At 73.5% G+C, this 1937-nt stretch carries 5 protein-coding genes; all 5 read left to right on the top strand.

The genetic code is table 11. From position 1 onward, the window contains the following. Nucleotides 1-723 (top strand): type II secretion system F family protein (locus tag D471_RS0112925; RefSeq protein WP_017599003.1); only part of this gene is annotated, 723 nt, incomplete at its 5' end. Nucleotides 724-751: 28 nt separating this feature from the next. Further along, complete coding sequence (locus D471_RS0112920; protein ID WP_017599002.1) at nt 752-931, top strand: hypothetical protein; 180 nt, start codon at nt 752-754, stop codon at nt 929-931. Nucleotides 932-934: 3 nt separating this feature from the next. Next, nucleotides 935-1315, top strand: coding sequence for a TadE/TadG family type IV pilus assembly protein (locus tag D471_RS0112915; RefSeq protein ID WP_017599001.1), 381 nt, complete (start codon nt 935-937; stop codon nt 1313-1315). Next, entirely contained in the window at nt 1312-1767 is a 456-nt protein-coding gene (locus D471_RS0112910) for a TadE/TadG family type IV pilus assembly protein (RefSeq protein ID WP_017599000.1), read from the top strand. The genes D471_RS0112915 and D471_RS0112910 overlap by 4 nt, the downstream gene beginning before the upstream one ends. Beyond that, on the top strand, nt 1662-1937 hold a 276-nt coding region (locus tag D471_RS42475; RefSeq protein ID WP_338045334.1), incomplete at its 3' end, for a pilus assembly protein TadG-related protein. The genes D471_RS0112910 and D471_RS42475, both read left to right, overlap by 106 nt.

The raw sequence follows: 1937 nt of genomic DNA, 5'->3' as shown, positions 1-1937 counted from the left end.
GGCGGGGTGGGCGTGCCGCTGCTGTCCGCGCTCGGCCTGCCGGGCGCCCGCACCCGCCGTGACCTGGAGGTGTGTGACCGCGACGCCGCCTCGTTCCTGGCCGAGAAGACCACCGGCCTGGTCCTGGCGCTGGCGGTGCCACCGGTCCTGGGCACGCTCCTCGGCCTGGGCGGCGTCGTCCTGCCGCTGCCCATGGCGGCGCTCACCTGGGCGGGGTTCGCGCTCGTCGTATGGTTCGCCCCCGACCTGTCCCTGCGCGACGAGGCCCGCAAGCGGCGCGAGCGGATGCGGCACACCCTCGCCGGATTCGCCGACCTGGTCGTGGTCTCGCTCGCCGGGGGCGCCGGGGTGAACGGGGCCCTGACGGACGCGAGCTCGGCCAGCGACGGCTGGGCGATGGTCCGCGTCCGCGAGGCCCTGCGCGAGGCGGCGCTGCGCCGTCAGCCGCACTGGACCGCGCTGCGCGACCTCGGCGAACGCTACGACATCCCGGAGTTCAACGAACTCGCGGCGAGCCTCCAGCTCGCGGGCGCCGACGGCGCGCGCATCCGCTCCTCCCTCGCGGCCAAGGCCAGGACCCTGCGCACCCAGTTCCTGGCCGAGCTCGACGCGGACGCCCAGTCGGACACCGAACGGATGAGCCTGCCGGTGGTCCTGCTCTTCAGCGGCTTCCTCCTCCTGCTCGGTTACCCGGCCCTCAGCCACGTCCTCCTCAGTCTGTGAAACCCACGCCTATCCCAGGAGTCCCCCGATGAGAAGCATCATCGCCCTCATGCACGCCGTTCTGCTCCCCAGAGAGGGGCGCGACGACGGTGGCTACTCGACCGAGACGGTGGTGGTGATCGCGGTCCTGGTCCTCATGGCCTCCGCCGCCGTGTGGTCCATCTACGAGGTCGTGACCGCCAAGGCCGACTCCCTCACCCTGGACTGAGCGATGCGTACACCCGACGCCGATCGGGGCAGCGCCGAACTCACCGTGGCCACACCGCTGCTCCTGTTGCTCGTGTTGCTCGTGGTGCAGACAGCGGTGTGGATGCACGGCGACCACCTGGCCGCCAGCATCGCCCGGCAGTCGGTGCAGGACGCCCGCACCGTCGACGGCACGGGCAGCCAGGCCAACGCCGAGGCCATCGCCGCCGAGCTCGGCGGGTCGCTGCTCATCGACCGCACCGTGTCCGTCGAGCGCGGCCCGACCGAGGCCACGGCCGTGGTGGAGGCGCGGGTCCCGTCCCTGATCCCGGGGCTGACCTGGCCGGTACGGCACGAGCTGACCGTGCCGGTGGAACGCTTCGTCCCGGCCGGAGGTACGCCATGACCCCGACCGGGGGCCGCCCTCACCATGGGGGCACGGCGCCGCGCCGCGCCGACGACCGGGGCTCGGCCGCGGTCGAACTGACACTGCTCACCCCGGTGCTGCTGCTCTTCGCGCTGCTGATGATCCTCGCGGGCAGGGTGGTGAGCGCGGGCGCCACGGCCGACGAGGTCGCCCACGCCGCCGCGCGCGCGGCGGCACTCGAACGTCAGGCCCCCCAGGCCGAGGCGGCGGCGCGCCAGGTCGCCGAGGCGAGTCTGGCCTCGGAGGGACTGACCTGCGCCAGCCACACCCTGACCCTGGACCACGCCGGGCTCAGCCCCGGAGGTTTCGTCACCGCACGGCTCGAATGCCATGTCGGTCTGGGCGACCTCGCCGGACTCGACGTGCCCAGCACCGTCACGATCTCGGGGACGTCGACCGTGGCCGTGGACACCTTCCGGGGGGAGCCGTGAAACGCGACCGCTTCGGACCCGACGACGGCCAGGCGACCGCCTTCACCGTGGTCATGGTGTCGGCGTTCGTCTTCTGCCTCGGCCTGGTCCTCGACGGCGGCGGCCTGGTGCGCAGCCACACCCAGGCGATCGCGCTGGCCCAGGAGGCCGCGCGCGTGGGCACGCAGCAG

The organism is Nocardiopsis lucentensis DSM 44048 (assembly GCF_000341125.1).
GTDB lineage: Bacteria > Actinomycetota > Actinomycetes > Streptosporangiales > Streptosporangiaceae > Nocardiopsis > Nocardiopsis lucentensis.
This window is presented reverse-complemented; position numbering and strand designations above follow the sequence as displayed.